Source organism: Chryseobacterium sp. CS2K3, assembly GCF_059515185.1.
The window spans coordinates 301,991-328,401 of the sequence record NZ_JCAKRW010000005.1 but is presented as its reverse complement, the minus strand read 5'-3'; the positions used below and the strand labels follow the sequence as shown (position 1 = coordinate 328,401).

Annotated in this window: 20 protein-coding genes; 2 read left to right on the top strand and 18 right to left on the bottom strand. The window is 35.4% G+C overall.

Going from position 1 to position 26,411, the window contains the following annotated elements; all coding sequences use genetic code 11:
- Positions 1-2 precede the first annotated feature (2 nt).
- The 3 genes from AC5YGG_RS11085 to AC5YGG_RS11075 are packed head-to-tail and all read right to left on the bottom strand — an operon-like array spanning position 3 to position 1,787.
- Positions 3-533, bottom strand: coding sequence for a hypothetical protein (locus AC5YGG_RS11085; RefSeq protein WP_496144559.1), 531 nt, complete (start codon positions 531-533; stop codon positions 3-5).
- Between the two features lie 36 nt (positions 534-569).
- The gene (locus AC5YGG_RS11080) at positions 570-872 is read right to left on the bottom strand and encodes a chaperone modulator CbpM (RefSeq protein ID WP_496144558.1); all 303 of its coding nucleotides are present in this window, start codon (positions 870-872) and stop codon (positions 570-572) included.
- A 3-nt stretch (positions 873-875) separates the two neighbouring features.
- A complete protein-coding gene (locus AC5YGG_RS11075; protein ID WP_496144557.1) occupies positions 876-1,787 on the bottom strand; it encodes a DnaJ C-terminal domain-containing protein in 912 nt (303 codons plus the stop codon).
- Between the two features lie 92 nt (positions 1,788-1,879).
- Here AC5YGG_RS11075 and AC5YGG_RS11070 point away from each other — a divergent pair, with 92 nt between their 5' ends.
- Complete coding sequence (locus tag AC5YGG_RS11070) at positions 1,880-3,082, top strand: dicarboxylate/amino acid:cation symporter (RefSeq protein WP_496144556.1); 1,203 nt, start codon at positions 1,880-1,882, stop codon at positions 3,080-3,082.
- A 12-nt stretch (positions 3,083-3,094) separates the two neighbouring features.
- Here the strand turns inward: AC5YGG_RS11070 and AC5YGG_RS11065 are convergent, their stop codons facing one another.
- The 3 genes from AC5YGG_RS11065 to AC5YGG_RS11055 all read right to left on the bottom strand — a co-directional run bounded on the left by AC5YGG_RS11065 (position 3,095) and on the right by AC5YGG_RS11055 (position 6,345).
- Entirely contained in the window at positions 3,095-3,478 is a 384-nt protein-coding gene (locus AC5YGG_RS11065; RefSeq protein ID WP_496144555.1) for a DUF779 domain-containing protein, read from the bottom strand.
- A gap of 84 nt (positions 3,479-3,562) precedes the next feature.
- A complete protein-coding gene (gene adhP, locus AC5YGG_RS11060) occupies positions 3,563-4,597 on the bottom strand; it encodes an alcohol dehydrogenase AdhP (RefSeq protein WP_496144554.1) in 1,035 nt (344 codons plus the stop codon).
- Positions 4,598-4,815: 218 nt separating this feature from the next.
- On the bottom strand, positions 4,816-6,345 hold the full coding sequence (locus tag AC5YGG_RS11055; RefSeq protein ID WP_496144553.1) for an aldehyde dehydrogenase family protein: 1,530 nt from the start codon (positions 6,343-6,345) through the stop codon (positions 4,816-4,818).
- A gap of 182 nt (positions 6,346-6,527) precedes the next feature.
- Here AC5YGG_RS11055 and AC5YGG_RS11050 point away from each other — a divergent pair, with 182 nt between their 5' ends.
- Positions 6,528-7,466 (top strand): helix-turn-helix domain-containing protein, encoded by a 939-nt coding sequence (locus tag AC5YGG_RS11050; protein WP_496144552.1) that lies wholly within the window; start codon positions 6,528-6,530, stop codon positions 7,464-7,466.
- 60 nt (positions 7,467-7,526) lie between these two features.
- Here AC5YGG_RS11050 and AC5YGG_RS11045 read toward each other — a convergent pair whose 3' ends face one another.
- The 12 genes from AC5YGG_RS11045 to AC5YGG_RS10990 all read right to left on the bottom strand — a co-directional run bounded on the left by AC5YGG_RS11045 (position 7,527) and on the right by AC5YGG_RS10990 (position 26,330).
- The gene (locus AC5YGG_RS11045) at positions 7,527-9,203 is read right to left on the bottom strand and encodes a RagB/SusD family nutrient uptake outer membrane protein (RefSeq protein ID WP_496144551.1); all 1,677 of its coding nucleotides are present in this window, start codon (positions 9,201-9,203) and stop codon (positions 7,527-7,529) included.
- A 12-nt stretch (positions 9,204-9,215) separates the two neighbouring features.
- Complete coding sequence (locus AC5YGG_RS11040) at positions 9,216-12,068, bottom strand: SusC/RagA family TonB-linked outer membrane protein (RefSeq protein ID WP_496144550.1); 2,853 nt, start codon at positions 12,066-12,068, stop codon at positions 9,216-9,218.
- 558 nt (positions 12,069-12,626) lie between these two features.
- Positions 12,627-14,216, bottom strand: a complete 1,590-nt coding sequence (locus tag AC5YGG_RS11035) for a RagB/SusD family nutrient uptake outer membrane protein (RefSeq protein ID WP_496144549.1) — start codon at positions 14,214-14,216, stop codon at positions 12,627-12,629.
- A 13-nt stretch (positions 14,217-14,229) separates the two neighbouring features.
- On the bottom strand, positions 14,230-17,112 hold the full coding sequence (locus AC5YGG_RS11030; RefSeq protein ID WP_496144548.1) for a SusC/RagA family TonB-linked outer membrane protein: 2,883 nt from the start codon (positions 17,110-17,112) through the stop codon (positions 14,230-14,232).
- Between the two features lie 635 nt (positions 17,113-17,747).
- Positions 17,748-18,038, bottom strand: a complete 291-nt coding sequence (locus tag AC5YGG_RS11025) for a RagB/SusD family nutrient uptake outer membrane protein (RefSeq protein ID WP_496144652.1) — start codon at positions 18,036-18,038, stop codon at positions 17,748-17,750.
- 281 nt (positions 18,039-18,319) lie between these two features.
- Positions 18,320-19,648 (bottom strand): hydroxymethylglutaryl-CoA synthase family protein, encoded by a 1,329-nt coding sequence (locus AC5YGG_RS11020; RefSeq protein WP_496144547.1) that lies wholly within the window; start codon positions 19,646-19,648, stop codon positions 18,320-18,322.
- Between the two features lie 178 nt (positions 19,649-19,826).
- Positions 19,827-22,337, bottom strand: coding sequence for a M1 family metallopeptidase (locus tag AC5YGG_RS11015; protein ID WP_496144546.1), 2,511 nt, complete (start codon positions 22,335-22,337; stop codon positions 19,827-19,829).
- 22 nt (positions 22,338-22,359) lie between these two features.
- Positions 22,360-22,578 carry a hypothetical protein gene (locus AC5YGG_RS11010; RefSeq protein ID WP_496144545.1) on the bottom strand — a complete coding sequence of 73 codons (219 nt, stop codon included), beginning with the start codon at positions 22,576-22,578 and terminating at the stop codon, positions 22,360-22,362.
- A 164-nt stretch (positions 22,579-22,742) separates the two neighbouring features.
- Positions 22,743-24,182 carry a hypothetical protein gene (locus tag AC5YGG_RS11005; RefSeq protein WP_496144544.1) on the bottom strand — a complete coding sequence of 480 codons (1,440 nt, stop codon included), beginning with the start codon at positions 24,180-24,182 and terminating at the stop codon, positions 22,743-22,745.
- 100 nt (positions 24,183-24,282) lie between these two features.
- Positions 24,283-25,077, bottom strand: coding sequence for a thymidylate synthase (locus AC5YGG_RS11000; RefSeq protein WP_496144543.1), 795 nt, complete (start codon positions 25,075-25,077; stop codon positions 24,283-24,285).
- 144 nt (positions 25,078-25,221) lie between these two features.
- The gene (locus tag AC5YGG_RS10995) at positions 25,222-25,875 is read right to left on the bottom strand and encodes a hypothetical protein (protein ID WP_496144542.1); all 654 of its coding nucleotides are present in this window, start codon (positions 25,873-25,875) and stop codon (positions 25,222-25,224) included.
- 14 nt (positions 25,876-25,889) lie between these two features.
- On the bottom strand, positions 25,890-26,330 hold the full coding sequence (locus tag AC5YGG_RS10990; RefSeq protein WP_496144541.1) for a hypothetical protein: 441 nt from the start codon (positions 26,328-26,330) through the stop codon (positions 25,890-25,892).
- Positions 26,331-26,411 lie beyond the last annotated feature (81 nt).

Here is a 26,411-nt window from a genome sequence, read left to right as displayed (position 1 = left end):
TTTTATTGTTGATTAATATTATCTTTTAAAATAGTCTTCAATAAAGAATAATCTCTTTCACTCATTGATTTTCTCGGAAACATATAATTGTATTTTCCTTCCAGAGAAATAAATTCATTATTGCTGTCAAAAAATTCAAAATCTTTCCATTCACTGGTTTCTTTTTCTCCATCAATATTAACTGTGAAGAAATTCTGTTCAATTCTGATTTCGTAGAGTTTACATTTCTCCAGTGTATTCAGATAATGATTCACCTGTTTTTTCCATCTTGACACTTTATTGACGCTTACAGACAGGAAAACAGCGCAAAGCAGAAGTATAAAACTTAGGAAATATAAGATCCCCTGGCTTTCTTTACTTAAACTTCCTTTTATAAAAAAGGCGATCAATAAAGCAATTGCAGCAATAATTGTAGTTATTGTCTTCCCTTTAGTAGTAGGAGAAAAAAGCAAACTTCCCTGATTTCCATTAAAATAAATATCTTCAAAACTCTTTCTCTCAGGTTTTAATATAATCACCTTTTCCACGCTCATAATATATAAATTGCTTTTAAGAGCTACAAAACTAAACTAAATATCCTCATATTGGTCATTCAAAGCAGAAAGTTTATTCATCAGCTCTCTGTTTCTTCGTTTTAAAGCTTCTAGTTTTTTCAGCATATTATGAATCACTTCCAATCCCGGAAGATTGATTTCAAGATCATAATGCCAGTTAGCAAATTTTTCAAAATCCGGAAGATCTTCATACATTAGGTAATGAGTATTATCTTCAACCTGTATATTGAGCAAACCGTACTCTACAAGATCATCAAAAAAAGTAATTTCTATATTGTATATTCTTACGAGTTCTTCCCGTGATATTCTTTCACTCATAGCTTAGGCGTTTTTAAGTTGTTCAAAAAGATCTTTTTGCTTTTCGGTAAGATTGGTTGGCAGTTTTACTTCATAGGTTACAAAAAGGTCACCATATTCACCTTCTTTTTTATAGACAGGAAAACCTTTTCCTTTGAGTCTTACAGTAGTTCCGGTTTGAGTCTCCGGTTTTACTTTCAGATTCACGCTTCCGTTAAGGGTATCTACTTTCACGTCGCCACCCAGAACTGCAGTATATAAATCAATGGTAACTTTTATTTTCAGATCATCACCGATTCTCTCAAAAACCGGATCAGCAGGAATATTGAACGTTATATAAAGATCTCCACTCGGACCTCCATTCATTCCTGGATTTCCGTGTCCTTTTAACTTAATTTTCTGTCCGTCATGTACTCCGGCTGGAATGGTAATCCTTACTTTTTTCCCATTAATTTCAAAAGTTTGAGGATGAGTAACTGCTGCCTCTCTTAAATGTAAGTTTAGCTCAGCATTTACATCCTGTCCTTTGAACTTTCCTGAAGCTCTGCCTCTTGAACTTCTGCCAAAACCTCCTGCTCCACCAAACATATCCTGGAAGAAATCTGAAAAATCCTCACCTTCTCCAAAATCTGCACCGGAGAAACCTCCGCCATAGTTGTTTTGCTGTTGATATTGTCTTTGTTGTTGCTGAGCTTTTTCGTATTCCTCGCCATGTTTCCAGTTTTCGCCATATTTATCATATTTGGCACGATTCTCCGGATTGCTTAGTACTTCGTTAGCTTCGTTCAGTTCTTTGAATTTTCTTTCGGATTCCTTATCATCGGGGTTTAAGTCGGGATGTAGCTTTCTAGCCAGTTTTCGGTAAGCTTTTTTAATTTCATCTTGTGTTGCGCTTTTATCTACACCTAAAATTTTATAATAATCTATATAAGCCATAGAAACGATTTTACCCAAATTTATGAAATTTAGGTCTGAAAATTGTATAACAGAATGTTAAAAATAAACCTATCTTTGATAAAAAGTGCCACATGAAAGAGGTATTAAAAAACTACTCCGGAATCATATTTTTACTATTGGGAATCACTATTGGAAGCATCATAGGAATTGTTGCTCCCGGTTTTGTGGAATACATAAAGCCTTTAGGGGACATATTTCTTAATCTGCTTTTTGTAAGTGTAGTACCATTGGTATTCTTTGCTGTTTCCAATTCTATTGCATCGTTGGAGCAGCAATCAAAATTCGGGAAGATTATTCTTGTGATGGCGCTTACTTTTTTATTTTTCATTTTAACTGCCGCTATATTCACGATTTGTGCAGTATATCTCTTCCCTGTTTCAGGGGTTTCCGGAAGTTCTGAGATGATTACGGAAGCTGCCAGTGAAGAAAGCTGGGGGAATAGAATTGTGAGTTTTTTCACGGTGGGAGAATTTACCGCACTTTTCTCAAGACAGAATATGCTTGCACTTCTTATTTTTGCTTTTATGACAGGTTTTGCTGCCAGAAAAACAGGAGAAAGCGGACAGGCATTCAGAACTTTTATAGCATCGGGATATGAGGTAATGAAAGAGTTACTTTTATTAGTAATGAAGCTTGCTCCCATTGGTTTGGGTGCTTATTTTGCCTATCAGGTGGCAACATTAGGTCCGCAGCTTTTCGGATTTTATGCTAAACCTTTAGGATTATATTATGTAGCAGGAATTATTTATTTTCTGGTATTCTTTTCTATTTATGCGTTTATGGCGAACGGACAGAAAGGGGTGAAAAGTTTCTGGAGTAATGCTATTTATCCGAGTCTTACGGCGATAAGTACATGTAGCAGTTTTGCAACAATGCCGGCTAATTTGCAGGCAGCTTCAAAGATCGGTATCCCTGATTCGATTGCCAATCTGGTAATTCCTATTGGTACAACTCTTCATAAAAACGGGTCTTCCATGTCTTCTATTATCAAAATTTACGTAGCATTTCTGATTATCGGGAAAGACTTCTTTGATCCATCCAATCTTTTATTGGCTTTGGGTATTACTGTTTTTGTAAGTATTGTAGCGGGCGGAATTCCCAATGGCGGATATATTGGTGAAATGCTGATGATCTCGGTGTACAAATTACCTCAGGAAGCTATTCCGGCTGTAATGATTATCGGGACATTGGTAGATCCTTTAGCAACTGTTTTAAACTCTGTGGGAGATATTGTCGCAGCTATGTTTGTGAACCGGTTTGTAAAAGTCACCTGATTCTAGGAAAAACTATTCACTGCGCTGTACGGGCTCCAAATTTTCATATTCTTCTGGAGTAAAGAGCTTATATTGCACTTTAAATGTTTTGCCTAAAGGGGTTTCCAGTGAAAATCCTCCAGGTCCGAATCCGTCGGTAACATCAAGTGTAAAATGAGAATATTTCCAGTATTCAAACAGATCACGGTCTATCCAGAATTCGTGTCCGTTGATGGCTCCTATCATGGCATCATTCATTCTTGGAAAGAAACCTCCTTTTTCAAAACATTGAGGCTGGGTTCCTTCACAACATCCACCTGCCTGATAAAACATCAAAGCACCATATTTTTCTTCAAGTTCCTTAATAACTTCAAGAGCTTTTTCTGTTGCAGACAGCCTTGATATTTTCTCTTTCATTGTTGTATATTTTTGAGTGTAAACTTATCAGTTCAGATAATAAAAGACCCGGCAAAAGATATACCGAGTCTTATTTCTCATGATTTAATTTGAGTTGGTAATATCCAATACGATTCTTCCATCAATCTGACCTTTTTTCATTTTATCAAAAACATCATTGATGTCTTCTAATTTAGCTGAAGTTACCGTTGCTTTTACCAGTCCTTCATTGGCAAAATCAAGAGCTTCCTGAAGATCTTTTCTCGTTCCTACAATAGAACCTCTTACGGTGATTCTTTTTAAGACGGTTTCAAAAATCGGGAGTTCAAATGATCCTGGCGGAAGTCCGTTAAGAGCAATTGTTCCTTTTCTTCTTAAAACATCAATCCCCTGTTTGAACGCAATAGGTGAAACAGCTGTAATCAAAGCGCCATGCATCCCGCCTACTTCTTTATGTAAGTATTCTCCCGGGTCTATATTCTTTGCATTTACCACAAGATCTGCCCCTAATTTTTTGGCTAAATCCAATTTATCATCTGCTACATCAATAGCTGCTACATGCATTCCCATAGCTTTTGCGTACTGCACTGCCACATGTCCTAATCCGCCAATCCCTGATATTGCTACCCATTCTCCGGGCTTTGTTTCTGTTTCCTTTAATCCTTTATAAACAGTGACTCCCGCACATAAGATGGGGGCTATTTCCAAAAAGTTAACATCTGATTTCAGATGCCCTACATATCTTGAATCTGCAATAACATATTCTGCAAAACCGCCATCTACACTATATCCGCCATTTTTTTGAGCTTCACAAAGAGTTTCCCAGCCTGTTATACAATAATCACAACATCCGCAGGCACTATACAGCCATGGAACACCTACCGCATCGCCTTCTTTTACAAAAGCTTCAGGACCACAGGCTACTACAATTCCTACTCCTTCGTGTCCGGGGATGAGAGGCATTTTAGGTTTTGCGGGCCAATCGCCATCTACTGCATGAAGATCCGTGTGGCATACACCGCAGGCAATCACTTTCACAAGAACTTCATATCTTCCCGGTTCTCTTACGGGTACTTCTTCTATTTTCAGTGGTTGCCCGTAGCCTTGAACTACAGCAGCTTTCATTGTTTTTGGGATCATATTTTAATTTTTAATTCAGTTTTATTGATAATAGTCTCTTTCTCATCTGAAATATTCCGGATAAGAATGATATTCTCTTCGTGAGGGATAGTAAGGGCGGCGAGGAACGAGCCAGTGCGCAATACAATGGAGCACCGAAATAAAATGAAGCCCTGCATAGCCCGACCTGTTTGCCCTGGGAAAAGCCAGGGCAATCGGGCACGTTCTAAAATTTAATATTAAAAGAAACCTAACTTATTTTTGTTATAAGAAATCAGCATATTTTTGGTCTGACGATAATGATCAAGCATCATCTTATGATTTTCTCTACCGATTCCCGACTGCTTATACCCTCCGAAAGGTGCTCCAGCCGGATATGAGTGATATTGGTTTACCCAAACTCTTCCTGCTTCAATCTGACGCGGAATGTTATATAACTGATGAGCATCTCTGGTCCATACTCCGGCTCCAAGTCCATAAATGGTATCGTTTGCTATTTTCACCGCTTCTTCTTCATCTTTAAAGGTTGTGAAAGACAGCACCGGACCAAAAATTTCTTCCTGAAAGATTCTCATTTTATTATTTCCTTTGAAAATAGTGGGTTGAATGTAAAATCCGTCTTCAAGGTCTTCTCCTAAATTATTCACATCACCTCCTACCAGCACTTCAGCACCTTCTTCTACTCCAAGCTGAATATAAGAAAGTATCTTGTCTTTTTGAATCTGGGAAGCCTGAGCGCCCATCATTACAGTTTTGTCTAATGGATTTCCTACTTTAATGGCTTTTACTCTTTCTATCACTCTTTCTATGAATGCGTCTGCGATACCTTCCTGAACTAAAAGTCTTGACGGACATGTACAGATTTCTCCTTGGTTAAGGGCAAAAAGAACGGCTCCTTCAATGGCTTTATCGAGGAATTCATCATCTGCATCCATTACTGAATTGAAGAATACGTTCGGAGATTTCCCACCCAATTCCAGAGTGACAGGAATGATATTTTCTGTGGCATATTGCATTACCAGGCGACCTGTAGCAGTAGATCCCGTGAATGCTGCTTTAGCAACTTTAGGGTTTGTAACCAGTGCTCTCCCCAGCTCAGCTCCGAATCCGTTGACAATATTTATAACTCCAGGAGGCAGTAAATCTCCTACCAGCTCCATTAAAACCATGATGGAAACAGGAGTACTTTCTGCGGGTTTCAATACGACACAATTACCGGCAGCCAATGCCGGAGCAAGCTTCCAAACTGCCATCAGAATCGGGAAATTCCAAGGAATTATCTGTGCTATTACGCCAAGGGGTTCATGAACGATAAGGGAAACGGTATCTTTATCCAATTCGTTATGTGATCCTTCTTCTGCACGAATCACAGAAGCGAAATATCTGAAATGATCGATTGCCAGCGGCATGTCTGCTGCCAACGTTTCTCTTACGGCTTTACCGTTGTCTATGGTTTCTACTGTAGCAAGGTATTCTAAGTTCTGTTCCATTCTGTCTGCTATTTTGTTCAGAATGATGCTTCGCTCTGTAGATGAGGTATTTTTCCACGTTTGAAATGCTTTTTCTGCGGCATCTACAGCCAGCTCCAAATCTTCTTTGGTAGAATGGGCAACCTGAGTGAAATTTTTACCGTCAACAGGTGAAACTACATCAAAATATTGTCCTTTAACCGGTGGAGTAAATTTCCCTCCAATATAGTTATCATATTTGCTTTTAAACTCCGGACGCTGTAAAAGTGTCGTTGATCTTGGTTCTGTAAGTGTGCTCATTGTATTCTTATTTTATTTTTTCGATAATGCCAAATTACATGCGGATGTCTCAAAAAACATAGCACAATCGTATAAAAAAAGTGCAAAATCGTCTTATGGCTTGAATTTTATCATTTTATTAACAGCAACATAGGCTCGGATTTTATATATTTGAAATACTGGTTTCCTTAAATTTTTTAGAAATGAATAACAATAGAAAGCTTTTATTAAATACTCCTGAATTAACCCATGAGAAGCAGCTATTGAGACTGGTTGAGAATCAGACTACTTTCAATCTAAACAATTGTGAATTTAGTATTTATGAAACGCATAAAGCTGCTTTTGGGGTGGAACTTCACTTTGAAAATATTGCATTCACAGCTATGCTGAGAGGCAAAAAGCACATGAAATTGAATAATAAAACCAACTATTTTAATTATCTACCAGGTGAAAGTATCCTAGTTGCTCCGGGAGAAACGATGATTATTGATTTTCCGGAAGCTGACGAAACAGCAACACAATGTATTTCTTTAAGCCTTAATCCTGATTTTATAGAAGATTCTCTTAATTACCTGAATTATAACCTTCCTAAGGTAGATGAGTCTTCCCAATGGAATATTCAGCTGGATGAATATTTTCTTTTTAATAATCAGGCACTGGCTTCTGCTACGAATAATATCATGAGGATTGCTATGGATGACAATTCTCAGAAGGATATCATGGCAGATTTTGCGCTTAAAGAACTTTTAATAAGACTTATGCAGACACAGGCAAGAAGTCTGGTAGAAAAGAATATTATAAAGAATAAATCTAGAATAGGTTTTGTAGTGGATTATATTAAGAGAAATCTTCATCAGAAATTATCTATTGAAAGTATTGCCAAGCTTGCTTATGTAAGTAAATCCAACTTTTTTAAAATGTTCCGGGATGAGCTGGGAATTTCTCCCAATGACTTTATTCTACAGGAAAGAATCAATAAGGCTAAGGAATTGCTGGCGGGGCAAAATAGTATTAAGGAGACTGCTTTTCAGACTGGTTTTTCTGATACGAATTATTTTACGAGAGTTTTTAAGCAGCTTGTGGGGGTTACGCCAAAGAATTATCAGGTTAATCTGTTTATTGAAAATAATCACACTTACTAAGAGTAAAAAAGCCCCTGAAGTAAACTTCAAGGGCAATTTTAAGTATATTAACAATGACTACTAATAGTAACCGTCATTTTGTTCCATATTTGGGTTTGCAGACATTTCCTTAATTGGAATAGGCAGAATATATCTGTAATCACCATTCTTAAGGTTCTTAACCGGAATAATATCATCAGTATCGTTTCTGTCCATTTCAACATTAGCTTTTGCAGCAAGTCTTCTTAGGTCAATAAAACGGTGTCCTTCAAGAGCTAATTCAACTCTACGTTCTTTCAGGATATCTTCGTAAGCAACCTGAGTATTAGAGTAAGTAGGCGTTACTGCTGCATCTGCATAGTTTCTTGCTTTTCTTACTTCGTGAACTAAGTCATGTGCTGCTGAAAGATTTCCTGCAGCTACTTCAGCTTCAGCAAGAATAAAATACATCTCTGATAATCTGAAAACTTTCACATCATTTCTGGTAGATGCACTTGTTTTCCCTGGATATTTATCAATTACCAATGCATCAGTTCTGGTATTTCCACCTGTTGCACTAGCATAATCATCTTTTGCAGTTGATGAAGGGTCTAAATAAGCATATTTTCTGATATCTCCAGGAGTATTTTTGAAGATGTTATATAAGTTTCTTCCCCAGAACCACATTGGTGTTCCTTTAAGGTTAGAGTTATTCGTATTCCATCTTGACCCCATAGATCCACCAGCTCCTAAAGGAAGTCTGTTTAGAGAGAATATAGCTTCACCATTATCGCTATCTGCCCACATTCTTCTATATGGGTTGAAAGAACCTCCTGCTATACCGTTTCCGTTTGAAGCATCAATTCCTCCATAGAATGCAATATTCCAATCCTTACTTGGGTCTTCTGTAAAAGGTCCAGATGCATAAGGATTACCTTTATCATCTTTTACTACAGTATTGATTCCTTCAATTGGCTTTGCAGCTGTAAGAGACAATCCAGATTCTGAGATTACTGCTTGCGCATATTGCTTAGCTAATGCAGTCTCACCTCTGTAAAGGTTAAAACGAGCAGCAACAGCATTTACAAAATTCTTATCCACGAAATATCTCATTGGATTTTTAGCACTTCCTAAAATACCTCTCGCATAATCTAAATCAGCATTAATGAAGTCATAAACATCCTTATTCTTAGCTCTTGGTAACTGAGCATCCGTAGAAGGAACGTCTTTTACAAGCATAACTCCTAACGCATTCGCATCCTTCATATCTTTAGAAAAATACGCTTCAAGCTGTAAATAGCAATAAGCTCTTATTGCTCTCGCTTGTGCTAGGATTTCATTATATGTTTGTTTCTCTTTATCTGAAGTAGGTGTAACTTTCTTAGCTCCTTCAAGAAGTCTGTTTACTCTATTGATTACTTTGTAGTGATTTAACCAAATCCCGTCACTTGAAGCAGTACTTACTGTACCACCCGTAATCACAGGGCTTGCCGCATCAAGGAAATGTCTGTGTAATGCATATTCCTGTCCTCCACTTCCTGATCCAGGCTTTACTTCATCTGTAAAAACAGCAGTAAAATAGATCTCATCAATAGGATCTAGCTGAGCATATATAGATCCATTCAGAACTTCATTTAAATTAGCAACACTTGTATATAAATCTTGTTCCTGTAACTCTCCTGCCTGCTTGATATCAAGAGCATCCTGGCAGCTGTTCAATGTAAATGCTGCAGAAGATAAAGTAGCTACAATTAAGACTGTATTTATAATTCTTTTCATAATCTTTCTATATTAAAAATCAACATTTAAACCTACTGATACGGTTTTTGGGTTAGGGTATACGTTTAGTGAATATGAAGTAATCGGTTCCGGATCGAATCCTTTCCATTTCGTCCAAGTATAAAGGTTTTCAGCCTGAACAAAAACTTTGATACCTCTTACCGGCAGCTTACCTAATTGACTTTTGTTAAATGTATATCCTAAAGAGATATTCTTAAGTCTTATAAAGTCTGATCTGTGTAAGAATCTGTCTGAAGAACCTAGGTTTAAGTTTGAAGCACCTAATGAAGGTACATCTGTATTCTTGTTATCAGGAGTCCAAGCATTTAAAAGATCAGCAGAAAGGTTTCTGTTTGCTGCTGCGTTCGGATCCATTACCCAAGAATATAAGTTATCATAGATCCATCCTCCTTGTTGGAAAGAAAATAATGTATCTAAGAACCAACCTTTGTGTTGTAAATTAAATCCAAAACCTCCTGTGAATTTTGCATATCTTGATTTTCCTGTCAATCTTCTGTCTCCAGCTGTAGGAGCTTCTGTGATATTTCCGTTTTTATCAAGGAACTGTAGATTTCCGTTTGCAGAATTTACTCCAAGGTATGGATATAACTGATACTGACCTGCAGGACCTCCAATAGCGTGTACTACATCACCCGCTAAGTTTTCGCTGGACATAGAAACAATCTTGTTAGAGTTGTAAGCCCCGTTTGCGAAGATAGATAGTCTCGTATTTTCAGTTTTGATAGCGTTATATCTGATTAAACCTTCAATACCTTTGTTATCAAGGATTCCATCATTACCTCTGATTGAATAGTAACCTGTAGCTGATGATTTCTGAAGATCGTTGAACATTCTTGATGTTCTTTTCTGATAGTAATCTACACTACCTTCAAGAATTCCTTTGTAGTTATAATCAACTCCAATGTTAGTTTGTTTTACTTGTTCCCACTTTAAGTAAGGGTTTGACAGGTTAACAAAGTTGTAACCTAACATATTTTGGTATCCTGAGAAACCGTTATATAAATCAAGGAAGTTATTCGGAAGCAATGCTAATGGGTTCGCATTATCTGATGCAATTCCTAAATTCTGGTTACCTGTAGTACCAATGGAAGCTCTTAGTTTAAGCAATCTGAATCCAGAATTTGCCATGAAGCTTTCTTTGTCAATATTCCATCTTGCTGCTACGGACCAGAAAGTTTCCCATCTGTTTGTAGGTAAGAAACGGTAAGATCCATCTCTTCTTATCACCCCACTTACTCCATATTTGTCCTGGAAGTCATAATCAATAGTTCCGAAGTAAGCTAAAGTACCTGCTGTTGTTTTTGTAGCAGATGCAGAAGGTCGGTAAAAGTTAGGTTTATCCGGGTTAAACGGAATATATCCTGTTCCTGCGCCAAATTCCCATTGTAGAGGATTCAATCCATTTTGTCTTTGAGTAGTAGAAGTTACATGAGCTTTAATATAATCCATGTATGCTGCTGCACTAATAGTATGATCTCCAAAAGACTTATTGAAGGAAATATTTGTAATACTATTGAATGTTAAATCCTCTGTATTTGCAAACTCTTCAAATCCTCCATAGTCAGCTCCATCACTTTTTGCCACACTGTTTGAAAGGTATCCTAGAGGAGATCTAGCGAAAATTCTTTTATATTCTTTATATTCAATACCTGTTCTGTTTCCAACGCTTAGATAATCTGTAATTTTATAGTTAACATTTGCATTGGCAGAAATACTTAATTCTGTAAATCTGTTTCTAATACCACCGTTGATATTGTCCTGAAGGATCCATTGTCTGCTGGCAGCAGTATCTCCACCTACAGCATTGAATAAATCACGTCCATTCGCATATGGCGAAGGAGCAATATATGGTCTTGAAAGAACTCCTCCAAATAATGGATTTTGAAGAGTATTGTTAGAGATTCCAGAGTTTGTTTCATCATCCAGCTGGTTTCTTTTTGAATAACCTAAACCAATGATAGTTCCGAAAGTCAGTTTCCCATCTTTAGATTTACCATTCATGTTATTTCTCAAAGTAAATCTCTTGAAATCAGTAGATTTTACAGTACCTTCACTGTCTACATATCCTAAAGAGAAAAAGTTATTGATGTTTTCTCCACCTCCAGTAATGGATAGGTTATGTTGTTGAGAAATACCGATACGAGTAAATTGTTTGTTCCAATCAGTATCTACACCCCAGTTATCAATCTCACTATTGGTCATTTTATTTCCCTGACCTGTTTGTAAGTTTCTCTGAAGATATAGCAACTGTTGAGCATTAGACATGTTGTACTTAGTATCAGGTAACTGACTGAAAGATGTCAAAGCGTCATAAGATACTTTTAATCCTGAGTTAAACTTACCTCCTTTTGTAGTAATTACAACAACACCGTTTGCAGCTCTGTTACCATAGATAGCAGTTGCCTGAGCATCTTTCAGGATACTGAAAGTGTCAATATCATAAGAGTTCAGGTTTCTGAACTGAGATCCTGAGGTAATAACTCCGTCTATCACATATAATGGGTCTGTAGAACCATTAAGAGAGCTTGTTCCTCTGATCAGGATGTTAAATTTTCCAGAACCTGGAGAACCAGATGCTGAGTTAACAACGATACCGGGAGCTGTTCCCTGAATCGAATTTAATACCGAAATATTCGGTCTGTTTTCTAGGGTTTCAGAACCAACTGTTACCGAAGAAGTGGTAGTTTTAGCTTTCGTAGCTGTTTTACTATATCCTAGAACAACTACTTCCTCAATTTTAGTCTCTTTGTCCTTACCGTTCTTAGAGTCTTTTTCTTGAGCTAACACAGCCTGACCTGTAAAAAACAGTACCCCTGCTGTCAAAACACGCAATTTCACATTCATATTAACAGATTTTAATATATTCAAGATGACAAATATGTTAATAAATATTAGCAACATCAATTTATTAAAAGGCTAAAAACGCTTGGCACAACAGTCACATCCGCATCAATCCTATAAAAATCGTACAGAAAACACGCTATTACTTTTAAAATTTTACAAAAAGACAAATCATTTTAATCATTAAGGGAATTTTAACAAAAATTAAAATAAAAATAAAAGTTCATCAATAAATTAAATTGGATTAAAAATATAAACCAAAAAAAGAAATATTGATTAAAAATATAAAACAACACTTTAAATGATTTGAGTTAAAATGAGAATAAAAAATGGAGTATTTAATGAAATTTATCATAAAATTCCCCTTAAAAAAAACAAAAAGACTGCCTAAAAAGACAGTCTTACTGATGTTAAAATTAAAAATTTGTTAATATGTTATATTATAAATCCAGCTTAAACTATAAGTTTTTCCAAATATATTTTTCTTTATTTCGGTCAATTAAACCATAATTTTTTCTTTCTGATTCAATCACTTTTTTAAGCTGATCTAAATATTCATTTTTACCAACCCGGGTTTTGCTGTGAAGCAAGTGTTGGATTGTTTACTATTTCATCATTTGGAATTGGCCAAAGGATTCGGAAATCTGTTTTAGGAATCATTGCCACCCCAAGAGGTCCTGTATACGGCGTACCTAATGTAAAGGAAGCTCCTGTAGGCATTCCATTTGACATCTTGGCAGGTATACCAGGAGTTGGCACCAGATCATCATAAAGTAATCTGTGAATATCACCCCATCTCATCCCTTCACCTAAGAATTCGATTCTACGTTCTGTAATGATAGCATCTACAAGTGCTGTAGTGTTTGCAAAAGATGATGAAGTATATGCTTGAGTTGCAGGCTTAGCCAATGATCTGTTTCTTACCTTATTCAATAGTTCTAACGCAGCTGCATTATTTCCTAACCTCGCATTAGCTTCCGCCATAGATAAAAGCACTTCAGCATATCTCAAAATTGGAGCACCATCTGATAAGTTCGTCACATCTTTATATTTATTAACGAATTTAACACCTGAAGCAGCTGTTCTTACCATTAAAGTATCTCTTCTTCTTTTATCATCAACAAGCCATTTTGAATTTCTCCAAATAATAGGGCTAATACATACTAATGATCTGTCATTATACATTGACGCCAAACCAGCATTGGTACCAGGGTTAGTATTCGCAGAGTTTTCAATAGTAAAGATAGATTCTGTATTATTATAGTTATTAGCCACAATAAATGGAACTTCAGGAGTTAAAGTAAGAGCATATGCAGCATTCAACTTTGCTCCTTCATCGAGTACTTTTTGCCAGTTTCTCATGTTAAGATAAGCACGAACTTTCAAAGCGATAGCCGCTTCTTTAGTTGCTCTGGTAATTTTAGCGTTACCATTTCTTGTTCCTTTACTTGCAGTAAGCGTTTCTGCCAAATCTAGATCAGCTAGAATCTTTGCGTATGTTTCAGCTACCGTTCCTCTTCCTACTTTAAGCCCTTCCTCAATAGCTGCAGGGCTTGTAATTGCTGTTGTACGATAAGGTATTCCCGGATGACTCGCATCGCTTGTAAAGTTATATGGGCGTGAAAAATGTTTTAATAATTCCAGATGAGCTAATGCTCTTAAGAAATACATTTCGCCTAAATAGTTATCACGTACAGCAGATGTAATCACCCCAGTTTCACCTGCCTTTTTCACTCCTGCTATTGTAATATTTGCTTTATTAACTAATCCATAACCATTTACCCAATAATGTGAGTTATTAGGAGAACCTCCGTCATAGGTTGCAGTATAAGTTAACTGGTAAAAGGTTGCGGTATTCACCATATCTTCTCCACGAACATCATTCTGCTCTGTATACGCTGCTCCAAAAACATATCCCCTAGGGGTATTAGTCGCATCAGGAGCTGTTTTATAAACTCCATTCTGTGCAGCATTATAAACTCCTATAATGGCAAGATCTACATTTACCGGAGTGGTAAAAGCAACATCTTCATAGATATTATTGTAAGGTTGCAAATCTAAGGTATCAGCCTCTGAACAAGATCCTATCATTGCCATTACTAATGATGCTGATAAAACTGATAAACCCCTTTTTATTATATTATTTTTCATTGTTATCTTAATTTTATAGTGAAACATTAAAGCCCATACTGAATACTCTCTGACGAGGAGTTCCATTGAAATCCACTCCTGCATTTTCCATTTCCGGATCAAGACCTTTATATTTAGTAATGATAAATGCATTCTGAGCCTGGAAGTAAACTCTTAAACTTCTAACTCCAACATTCTTCAGAATGTCTTTAGGGAAATTATATCCTAAACTGATTACATCAAACTTCACAAAACTCGCATCTTCTAAAAATCTTGAAGAAGCATTACTTGTAAGGTTAGTAAGGGTATTATCTCCAAAATATAATTTTGGCGTCATCCCATCCCCAGGATTAGAAGGACTTTGCCATCTTCCTAAAATTTCAGTAGAGTTGTTATTAAAGTTTAAGGTCATCAAATCTCTTCTGGTAGCATTAAAGATCTTATTTCCACCACTATATCTCACTGTAGTTCCTAAATCAAAGTTGTAAAATCTGAATTTAAAACTTACTGCTCCAAAATACTTTGGTAAAGAATTTCCTAATACTTTTTTATCAGACTGCGCTAAGATTGCCGATTTACTTACATCATTAGGATTAGAAGGATCAAATACTGCATATACACCTTTTCCTACAACTCCCTGCACTAAACTTCCATCAGCTTTATAATAAACCGGATTTCCGTTCGCAGCATTTACTCCCCAATATTCATATCCATAGATAGATCTCAAAGACTCTCCTACTCTAATAATATTGTTTGCACTGGAGAAAATATCTGCATTATTGTTTGCAAGAGCTAAAACCTTATTGCTCATTAATGTCAGGTTAGCATTCACATCCAATCCAAAATTTTCAGTATTGATAACATTGTAATCTGCGGAGAATTCAAATCCTTTGTTCTGCATATCTCCAATGTTTTTAAAGATGCTGTTATTTGGAACCCCAAGAGAAGGTGCTAATGGAGCCTCAATAATCATATCAGAGATTTTGTTTTCAAAATAGTCAAATGTCAACTTGAGCTTATTTTTTAACAGAGATACATCCAATCCGTAATCATACTTGTGACTCGTTTCCCATCTTAAATCAGGGTTATAAATCTGAGAATATGCAACCCCGGTATAATCTGCATACTTATAGTTACTGAACAATCCTAAATATGGATAGTTACCAATATCCGTGTTACCTACCTTAGCGTAAGAAGCTCTAAGCTTAAGATCAGAAACTATGTTTTCAAGACCTTGCATGAAATTTTCTTTACTTACAGTCCATCCTACAGATACTCCAGGGAAGTTACCCCATTTATTTTTCATTGGTAATGAAGAAAGACCATCTCTTCTGATAGATGCCTGTAAGAAATATTTCCCTGCATAGTTATAGTTAAACCTTCCAGCATACGATAAAATCCCCTGCTCCGTGATTCCTCCTCCGGATTGCGGAGTCCCTACAGAACTCGAAATTATTCCATTATTGAAGAAAGGAGTAGATAAATTCGTACCACCTCCATAGAAGCTTTGTAGCTTTTGTTTCTGATATTCATATACCGCTACAGCAGTAATTGTATGTTTTTCAGCAAAGGTTTTATTGAATGTTAAGATATTCTGAATATTCCCTCTTAAATAATCAGAGAAGTCATTTCTGATATATCCATTTGATCCACGTCCGTCACCGTGTACAGGATTCCAATAAATAAATCCTTTTGTTTGAGACTGGTCAACACTTACCTGAAATCTGTAATTCAGGAATGGATATAATCTTATGTCTGAATAAAGAGATCCTATCAATCTGTTTACACTGGATCTCATTTTGTTATTATTAAGCGCGTACACAATATTTGTAATATTATCACCTGCCAATAATGTATTTTGCCATCTCCCTACGACCCTTGGGTCTGTAGCATCAATATTATATCCTGTAGGATGGTTGGGATTAAAGATTGGCGTATTGGGCAACTGCTTAATGGCGTTATAAATATTTCCAGAAAGTGAAGAAGCTCCTGTATTCAACCCTACATAATCCGTTTTTGTAAAACTAAGGTTGGTTCCGATTTTCATCCATTCGAATGCCTGATGATCTACATTAGCTCTCGTAGAAAATCTTTGCATTTCATTAGGAATTGCAACTCCTTCCTGCTTTGTATATCCGATAGATGTATAGTAATTAGATTTGCCAAACGACCCTGATGCAGACAATGTATTATCTGTCTGAAAAGCCGCAGACCTTAAGACCGCTTTCTGCCAGTCTGTATTATATTCTGTCCCGAATGCTACAGCACTTTGCCCTGCATTCGCTCTTTTTTCATTTGAAATTGTAATAAAATCAGGCGTCTGAAGTAAGTTATACAAACCAATTGGCATTGCATATCCAGCATAGTTACTGAAATTCAAACTTAATCGACCTCCTTTTCCTTTCTTAGTAGTAATCAAAACTACCCCATTAGCAGCTCTTGAACCATAAATAGCGGTAGAAGCACCGTCTTTTAAAACTTCAAAAGATTCAATATCATTAGGGTTAATGTCACCCAGTCCATTCGTAGATGTCTGTCCTCCAACATCTCCTGAAAAGATTGGAATACCATCAACAATATACAACGGTGATGTACCCGAAGTAATAGATGCAATCCCTCTGATCCTCACTCTTGGCGGCTCCCCTAAAATACCGGTAGCACTGGTGATCTGAACCCCAGCAGCCTTACCTGCAAGCTGTTGTTCAAAACTTGGAGCAGCAATATTGGCAACATCAGCAGCTTTAATGGAGGTCACAGCACCTGTAACTTCTTTTTTCTTCTGGGTACCATATCCCACTACCAAGACTTCTTCGATTTCCTTAGTGGAAACTGTGTCTTTTTTTACCTTTTGCGCCATAAGACCTTGCCCCATAAAAAATAAGACTCCGGCACTTAGCACAGATAATTTTCCATTCATATTAACAAATTTTAAGATATTCCGGAGACAAATATGTTAATAAGAAGTAGAAGTTTCAAATTACAAAATACTAATAAAACGATTGTTTAAGTTAAAAATATACATTAAAAACAAAAATAAAATTAAAAATATAAATCATATTTAAAATAATAATTGAGAAATAATAATTCAATTTAACTTTAACAGAATATTAACAACATATAAAATAATCTACACGCGTTCATTAAAACAAAATTATTAATGAAAAAAATTAACTAAAAAAAATAAATAAAAGAAAAATATTCAAAAAACCAAATAACAAAACATTATAAAAAACACAAAAATCATGAAATAAATAAAATAAAAAACACAAATAAATATGATAAAATCACTTCTATTCAATTTATTTAAAAATTATCACAATTAAATAAAACATTCTTATACCTTAAAATATAAACTTCAGCTATATATTTTTTGAATTTAGCATTTGATATTGTGTCATCAAACATGCGTATTTCAATATTACTTGCAAGTTGTTCTGAAAGCTAATCAGATTGATAGCTTTGAACACCTATAAGCGAGGTTAAGATAATTATCCAACAAATAAAAACCCCTGTTTTTCAACAGGGGCTATATGCAATAAATATGTTTATACTTTAGTTATAATGAGGGTTTTGCTCGCAATTAGGGTTTGCAGATATTTCCTTCAAAGGAATAGGTAAAGTATATCTGTAATCATCGTTTGGCAGATTCTTCACTGTAATAATATCATCTGTAGGATTTCTATCCATGGAAACACCAGCTGCAACAGCTAACCTTTTCAAGTCAATATAACGATGTCCTTCTAAAGCAAGCTCAATCCTACGTTCTTTCAAGATATCAGCATAAGCAACCTGAGTACTTGTATAAGCTGGAGTAGTTGGAGTTCCGGCAAAAGTTCTAGTTATGCTGATTTAGAAATTACCCTTCACCCTTTCAAGTAAAATATTGACAAACAAACGATTAAACCATATTAAACTAATTAGAAAAATGCTAATTCTATAGATAATCAATAAAAATAATCAACCCTATTCATGTATTTTAGCAAATAACATTCAAATAAGAGATAATATAATTTTCAAAAAAAGCCTTAAAACAGAGTATTATTCGTCATATTTCTTTTAAAAAAAACAAAAAAATAAAGCATCTCAAACCTGAGATGCTTTTTATGATTTTATAACACAATATCTTAACCTTGATAACTATAATATCTTGCTCCTACCGAGACAGGATTATCAATTTCTATGGAAGCAAGACCAAATCCTTTGTAAGCGGGATTCACCGACTCCTCCAATTGCTTTCTATGAAGTTTTTCATAGGTTTCAAAATCCACAGCAGTTCTATTCTTCAGATTTTCGAATATATTCCATTTTTCCACTACAGCTTTCCACTTGTCTGAAATCTTTCCTGAAAATACCTTGGATTTGGAACCGCTGCCATATCCAAAGAACCCAATTTCTTTTCCTGACAATTCTTCATTTTCATTAAAGGAGGTTTGTAAGCCGGACAGAAATGCCATAAAAATAGAAGCAGTATACATATTTCCAATTTCCGATGAAGCACGTTGGGTACTTTCTATTTTCTGATTAATAAGCTGAAGATAGTTTTCAGATTTCGCAACAGCTTTCTGTTCATCTGCTGTTCCAAAAGGAAGTCCGTTTTCTATACTATAAATTTCTGTAAAAACTCTTTTCCCGTGGAATGCATAAGGAAGATGGAAGATAATATAACGCCATTTTTCATAAGGTTTTTCTTCTCCTGTAATTTCTTTATAATGCTGATACGCTTCTTTAATCCTATCCTGATAGCATTGATTGGAGTATTGTCCGTCAAAAACAGGTTCATCTGTAAAAATCTCTATTTTATCGGGATATGCCTCCGGAGCTCCGTTCAAATCTTCTTTTTTATATTGTCTTCTTGGTTTGAAGAAATCAAAAACACTTTTTGTAGCAACTCCCCAATGATTTTCAATTTCAAGCAGATCAGGATTTGCGGAAATTAATAAAGAAACGGCGCCCCCACCTTGTGTATATTCTCCTGAAGAAGCCAATTCATATTTTGCGTAATCACTTGCAATCACAACCGCTTTTTTATTCGGGTTTACTCTCACAAAGTCTAAGGCATTGTGTAGCGCATCTACAGCTCCAATACACGCAAACGTCATATCTACAACATCACAGTTTCTGAAAACTCTTTCACCAAATTCTGCTTCTAACACTTTTTCAACCATCTGCATTGCATAAGAAGCAGTTGGTTTAGCCGCATCTAAGGCACTTTCTGTTCCCAGATAAATTCTTGAAATTTCTTTGGGATTAATATGATAATCTTTAATTAATTTTAATAATGCTTCTGCAGCAAAAGTAGCAGCGTCTTCATGTACATCCGGAAATCCCATTTTATGAAGTCCTAATCCTTTCTCCAATTTTGCTGGTTCTATCCCTCTTTTTTCAGCTAAATCTTTAATTTCCAAATACAAAGAAGGCACATAGTAACTCGCAGCCTCAATTCCAAAACTCATAATTTTCTAAATTTTAAACGAATTTATGAAAGATAATGTAAAAAACAACGGTAAAATTCACTGATTTTTGTAACATTATCAAAATTCACTATTGTAATAAGTTTTTTAAAATCTTAGAATCACATTATAAAAATAAAGCCGACAAATTTGCCGGCTTTAAGTTATCATCTTAAATAGATTATTTATAATTTTCGATTGCTTTGTTTAAAGCATCAATCTGCTTATTAATACTTGCAGCGTTTTGTGGATTTTGTTTCAGAACTTCCATTTTCTTTCCTAAACCGTCTTTCAGTATTTGAACCATCATCATTTTAGCTTGTAGATTATCACCCATCTGGTTTTTTGCATATCCTACGATCTTGGTAATACTTTCCGTAGCTTTTAAATTATCTGAAGTCATGATCCAGTTGAAACCGTCTTCTGCTGCTTTTCCTAATTCCGGGTTCTGGAATTTAATAAACGGATAAAATGCAGCCATCGAAGCGATATTTGACATTTGGGAAGTTACTTTATTCTTTACAATAATTGGTAACAATTTTGCCTGTAATTCTTCTGAAGCACCTTCCAGATCAATTTTATCTGCTAATGTATTTGCTTTTGACGGATCAATCGTAATCAAAGCACCTAAAGAATTTCCTTTTACCGCATTGGAAACCGCTCCTACTCCTTTTTCAAAAATCGGGAGATACTTTTTATCTTTTGTTTTGGCTAAAGCAGAAATCGCAGCAGCCTGTGTTAATGTTTTAGGATCATTAGTGGCTAATTTTTCCACATCAGCTCCTAAAGCTTTCATCTGTTCAGGATTGGAAAGATCCATAAGCTCTAAAGCTTTAATTCTTATTCTAAAAAACGGATCTTTTAATGCAGCGGCTAATAATTTTGTTGCGGCAGGATTTTTTCCTACCTGATCTTTTATTCCTGTTAAAGCATTATATCTGCTTTTAAATTCTTTAGAAGTGGTAAACTGCATCAGATTTTGCTCAGGAGTCTTGGTATCCGTAATATCAGCTACAAGAATTCCATCTGCATTAATATTAACTAAATCCGGGGTTTTGGAAACATCAAAGCTGAATGTATTTTTTGCGTCTGCATTTACCCAAACATTATATCTTTTTGGTTTTCCGTTATCATAAACATCGATAGCAAGAGGAAACTGGAACAGCTGATCCTGAGTTTGGTTTACTGTTACCGTCACTTGCTTTTTCACCGGTTCAAATGCTGTTGAATAATTAATTTTCGGATTACCACTTCCAAAATACCATTGATTGAAGAACCAGTTCAGATCTTTCCCTGAAACTTTTTCAAAAGACAGTCTCAACTGATGCGCTTCGGCGTTTTGATATTCGTTAGTTTTCAGGTAATCATTCATTCCTGCAAAGAAAGCATCATCACCCAGATAGTTTCTTAGCATATTAAGAATTCCTCCTCCTTTCTGATACGTCACCAGATCAAATACATCTTCACGGGATTCATAATTGAACCTTACAAGGTTTTTCTTAAAATCGTTTGGATTATGAAGATACATATTCACGTCAGACATCAGGTGATAATCTGCCTGATCTTTTCCGTACTTGTATTCATTCCAAAGATATTCGGAATAGTTTGCAAATGATTCATTTACTGTAAGATTACTCCAGCTTTCTGCGGTCACAAGATCACCAAACCAATGGTGGAATAGCTCATGCGCAATGGTATCTTCCCATTTATTTTCATCGATAAGCTGTCCCGGCTTTTGAAGGATATCGCTTCCATGAAGGGTTGCCGTTGTATTTTCCATCGCACCACTTACGTAGTTTCGTCCGGAAATCTGTGCATATTTAGCCCATGGATAATCATAATTCATCTTTTTGGAGAAAAACTCGATCATTTCAGGAGTATTTCCATAGATCTGCTTTGCGTAAGGCTCATATTCCTTTTCGATATAATAATCTACAGCAATATTTTTCCATTTATCCTTTACAATAGCATATTCTCCTACTCCCATAAAGAAAAGATAAGTGGAGTGTCTTTTATCCATCACCCAATGATCTGTTCTAAGACCGTTGGACTCTTTTTGAGAAGCTTTTAAAATTCCATTAGAAAGTGTTACATATTTATCAGGAACTGTCATGTAGATTTCCTGGGTTGTTTTTTGATTTGGTTTATCGATAGTCGGAAACCATGCAGAAGAAGATTCAGTTTCTCCCTGAGTCCAAATCTGTGTTGGCAAATCCGGATCTGTTCCTTGTGCATTGATGAAATAAAGTCCTTTTGCGTCATTGATCGCCATACTTCCGGCTTGCTTCACTTCATTTGGGCGAGAAGTATATTTAATATAGACAGTATAATCCTGATTTTTCTGATAGGTTTTGTCTAGTGTGATCTTTAGAATATCATCTTTATATTCATATTTTAAGGGAGATTTTTTACCATTGTTATCAAGGGATACTTCATGGATCAGCATTGCTTTTGCATCAAGTGTCAGCTCATTGGTCGGATAGAAATATGGTGAAGCAGTAAGCCATTCTTCTCCATTCATCTGCTCTTTCTGATAGTCGAAGTTCACTTTCAGCTTGGTGTGCTTCAGTTCCGTAACTTTGGTGTGGGTAGCTCTGTACACTTTTTCTCTTCCAGAAGTTTCGGTTTGTGCTGATACGTTCGCGGAAAATAAAATTCCAAGTATAGCCATTGATAAAATCGCCTTTCTCATCTGTCTACTTTATTTTTTAGATTTATTTTTTTATTAGGATATCAAAGATATCATTGACAAGGGTTTCGTAATCTCCTGTTTTCAACTGTTCTTTTGTTTTGGCAAAAGCTTTTTTAAGTTCGCTTTCAGGGTTTTCATCGTCAATAATTTCTGCGGAAGCGACTCCTTTCAGTTGAAGTACAATATTTTTCAGTACTTCGGGATCAGCTCCTTCTTCTATATTTATTTTTAAATATTTCATAATTTTTATGATTGGATTTATAATTAAGCCTTTTGTTAAAGGTTAAAATCAAGTTCTTTCAAATTTAAAACTTATTTTAGAAACAATACCCTGATTTTCATCTTTAAAAGCAGAATTTCACCCCAAACAGAAGGAATCTGAACAACCTCTGAATACTTTCAGTGTTATTTTATTCTGATCATTGTTCTGTTTTTGTAGAGAAATATAATATTGCAGTCAGTTTTCCTTTCCATATTATAAACTTTGATTTTTTGAGGATCAATACCATTCATTAGGGATAACATTGGGCTTTCCCAGTTATTGTAAAAAATGGGTTCTCTTAATGTAAAATGAGAATTGGTTGTAAACTCGTTGAAAATATCATATTTCAGACATACTTCTCCGGCTTCAATATGGTTTGATCTGAGAGCTGTATTTAATTTTGCAAATATTTCATGATTAAACTGAACGGCGTAAATCCAGGAATTCTTCACACTCAGATTGGTAATAATGAGCAGAAAAGTAATCACTGCAAAAAGGGCACTTGTTATTTTATTCCCGAATTTCAGTTTAATTGATGTAGAAACGACTACAAAAACGATAAGAAGAGTATAAAAAAGTCTTATAGCACCCAGATTTCTGTTATCAAATCCGAAAATCGTAGGAATATAGGATGAAAAAAGGAAAATACTTAGCGATAATATTATTGCTATTAAAGATATAAGAACAATACTTTTAGATTCTTTCCATTTACTTTTGAAATCATAGCCGGAGAATACTTTATAAGTGACGAATGAGATCAGGAAGGATGATAGAATCTCTATGACAGGAAGGTTTCGAAAATTCAATATGCCTTTATAGATTCCTACAAACAGGTCTTTGAAGAATAACTTCAGAGAAAAAACAATGATTTGCAATACTCTTTTAAGTTCAAAAATTTTGCCTACATCATCTCTTTGATATGAGTTTACAAATATAGAAGGCTGAATGATCTTTCTGAAAATAATAATAATTCCTGATGTCAATAATAAAAACAAAATTCTTTTTTTATTGTCTTTAATAAGAAATAGATTCAAAAGTATGAGAGGAAGAAAAATTTCATAGCTCAATATTGAAGCAATAAAAAACAGTGAACTGATAACAATTTTTTCACGAACATAGATATAGTAAATGCTTAATAAAAAGAAAATTGTTGCCAGGTTTGAATTGAGCATAATGGAGGAAAACTGAATGCTGGTCCCGATTAGGGAGCAAGAGTATAACAAAGTAATCAAACTTGCCAGCTCTTTTGAAAGAATCTTCTTTGTAATGCAGTAAATAGCGATTAAGGACAGTGGAAAAAAAAGTGCTCCTAAAAGGTAGATATATTCATTAGACTTTGAGAAAAAAATCAATGTTCCTGTGACAATACCGGAAACCGGTCTTGCTGCCATCGTGGTAGAGTCTAAAAAAGAATAGATATAACTGAAGTAAGACTTAGAAATATACTTTGACTCATAGAGTTTGCTTAAATCATCCGTTACAATGATTTTTTCTTTAAAAACGGATAGACTTATGTAAAAGTTGTAAACAATTATTAAGATATTCAAAAATATCAGGTAACTATTGTTTAATTTTTTCTCCATATTATTTTTTCAAAATTTGTGGTGATCAATAAATTCTCACAAACATCAAAAATAATAGAAATATACCAATTACAAAAGGATATAAAATCTTCGGATTGTATTAAATAGCTACCGGAGCTTTAATTCCCGGATGCGGATCATAGTTTTCCAGGGTAAAGTCTTCGAAATCGAAATCAAAGATATTTTTAATTTCAGGATTCAGCTTCATAGTCGGAAGAGGTCTTGTTTCTCTTGAAAGCTGTCTGTTTACCTGTTCAAAATGGTTGTTGTAAATATGAACATCTCCAAAGCTATGAACATAATCTCCTACTTCAAGGTCACAAACCTGAGCTACCATCATCAGCAATAATGCATAGCTTGCAATATTAAAAGGAACCCCAAGAAAAACATCTGCACTTCTCTGATAAAGCTGTAATGATAATTTTCCGTCAGCTACATAAAACTGAAATAATGCATGACAAGGTGCCAACGCCATATTAGGAATTTCGGCAACATTCCATGCAGAGACAATTAATCTTCTGGAATCCGGGTTTTTCTTGATCTGGTCAATCACTTCTGTGATCTGGTCTACTACTTTTCCATCAGCTCCGTTCCAGCTTCTCCACTGTGCACCATAGACAGGTCCCAGATTTCCGTTTTCATCTGCCCATTCATCCCAAATGCTCACCCCATTATCTTTAAGGTATTTAATATTGGTATCTCCTTTCAGGAACCAAAGCAATTCATAAATAATGGATTTCAAATGCACCTTTTTGGTCGTTACCAATGGAAAACCTTTAGACAGGTCATATCTCAGCTGATACCCGAAAACGCTTCTTGTTCCGGTACCGGTTCTATCGGTTTTATCAGTTCCGTTATCTAAAATATGCTGTAAAAGGTCAAGGTAGTTTTGCATTTTGAGAGAAATTTTGTGGTTCAAATTTACTAAAAAAGCATTAAAAAAAGGCATTCATTTTCTGAATGCCTCTTATTGTTTTATTAAATATTTGTGTATCTGATATCTATGAAGCAATGATATAATGCATATTTTAATTTAGGGCTAGAAAACAGAAACACTGATTTTTTCACTATTTCCACTGATAGATTTCAGCTTTCCATATCGGTCTTTATCTATAAATTTATCATCTGAATACTCCAGTTTCACGGGACCAAACTTCACCAGTTTTTTAAATTTACTTTGATCCATCATGTCCTTGATTCCGTAGTCTATGGAAATATCACCAATTGTTTTCAATTTACCCAATCTGCTGTTATCCATAATATCATCTTCCCAATAATCTATAGCCAACGATCCAATAGTCTTTACTTTACCTGCTTTTTCTTTGGTAAAGGCTGTGTCATCCCAATACTCAACAGCAATATTCCCTATACTTTTCAGGTTACCTGCTTTATCTTTATTAAAAAATGAATCATCCCAATAATCTATTTTAATCCCGCCAATACTTTTCAGTTTTCCGTATTTAATTTTATCAAAAATACGGTCTTCATAATATTCAACTTTCCCGTTCAATCCGGGAGCATTGAAATCGGCAATTGATCCGTCTGCATTCATGGTAATCACAAAATCATCCACGGTAAGCTTTACAGATTCCAGATCATAGGTTTCTCCCGAAACAATAGCACGGATCTGAGCGTTGATCATCGAGCCGCTCCATAAAAAAACAAAGAGAAGTAAGTTTTTAAGTTTCATCATTTTGAAAGATTGATCTACCAGATATTTTCAATATTCTGACTGATATTATTAATGGTAAATCCGTCTCCCATTTTCTTGCCAAACATAGCTTTTACTAATGGCGATTCTGCCGAGACTGTCATAATCTTATGATTGTCAAAAATGATCTCTCCCATGGATGCAGAAACATAAAAAAGACCTTTGTTTGTTTTTACTAAAGCTCCGTTCTGAACTTTTTCAGAAGGGTCTGAAGTTATTTTCTGTAAAACAACCTGTTGATTCAAAACTTCGTTGAGCTGTCGCTGAAGGTTATTAATTTCCTGCTGAAGCATTTCGCGCCCTGTTTCATATTTATCCCCCATTGAACTTTTTGTATCGTTGTTGGAAGCACGCGTTTCTGCAATAAGGTTTTCGAAATATTGAGCTTTATCAGCTATTTTGCCTTTGATGATATTGATAATTTCCTGTTTGTTCATTGGATACGCTGGATTATTTATTGTGAATGGAAGAACCACCCCATCAAAATCTACGATTTCGACATTCCTCCGGCGGAGAAG